Annotated in this window: 1 protein-coding gene; it reads left to right on the plus strand. The window is 54.3% G+C overall.

The annotated features are described in order from the left end of the window. The coding region (gene tuf, locus AC791_RS17380) for an elongation factor Tu (protein ID WP_049841752.1) at nucleotides 1-1,094 on the plus strand (1,094 nt) is incomplete at both ends.

Raw genomic sequence — 1,094 nt, forward strand, 5'->3', positions numbered from 1 at the left:
CTGACCGCTGCAATCACTACCGTACTGGCTAAGACCTACGGCGGTGCTGCTCGCGCATTCGATCAGATCGATAACGCGCCGGAAGAAAAAGCTCGTGGTATCACCATCAACACCTCTCACGTTGAATATGACACCCCGACTCGCCACTACGCACACGTAGACTGCCCGGGCCACGCCGACTATGTTAAAAACATGATCACCGGTGCTGCGCAGATGGACGGCGCGATCCTGGTTGTTGCTGCGACTGACGGCCCGATGCCGCAGACCCGTGAGCACATCCTGCTGGGTCGTCAGGTAGGCGTTCCTTTCATCATCGTGTTCCTGAACAAATGCGACATGGTTGATGACGAAGAGCTGCTGGAACTGGTAGAAATGGAAGTTCGTGAACTTCTGTCTCAGTACGACTTCCCGGGCGACGACACGCCGATCGTTCGTGGTTCTGCTCTGAAAGCGCTGGAAGGCGAAGCAGAGTGGGAAGAAAAAATCATCGAACTGGCAGGCTACCTGGATTCTTACATCCCGGAACCAGAACGTGCTATCGACAAGCCGTTCCTGCTGCCAATCGAAGACGTATTCTCTATCTCCGGCCGTGGTACTGTTGTTACCGGTCGTGTAGAGCGCGGCATCATCAAAGTGGGTGAAGAAGTTGAAATCGTTGGTATCAAAGATACTGCGAAATCTACCTGTACCGGCGTTGAAATGTTCCGCAAACTGCTGGACGAAGGTCGTGCAGGCGAGAACTGTGGTGTTCTGCTGCGTGGTATCAAGCGTGAAGAAATCCAGCGTGGCCAGGTACTGGCTAAGCCGGGTTCAATCAAGCCGCACACCAAATTCGAATCCGAAGTGTACATCCTGTCCAAAGATGAAGGCGGCCGTCATACTCCGTTCTTCAAAGGCTACCGTCCGCAGTTCTACTTCCGTACAACTGACGTGACTGGCACCATCGAACTGCCGGAAGGCGTAGAGATGGTAATGCCGGGCGACAACATCAAAATGGTTGTTACCCTGATCCACCCGATCGCGATGGACGACGGTCTGCGTTTCGCAATCCGTGAAGGCGGCCGTACCGTTGGTGCGGGCGTTGTTGCTAAAGT

Source organism: Klebsiella sp. RIT-PI-d (assembly GCF_001187865.1).
Lineage (GTDB): Bacteria > Pseudomonadota > Gammaproteobacteria > Enterobacterales > Enterobacteriaceae > Superficieibacter.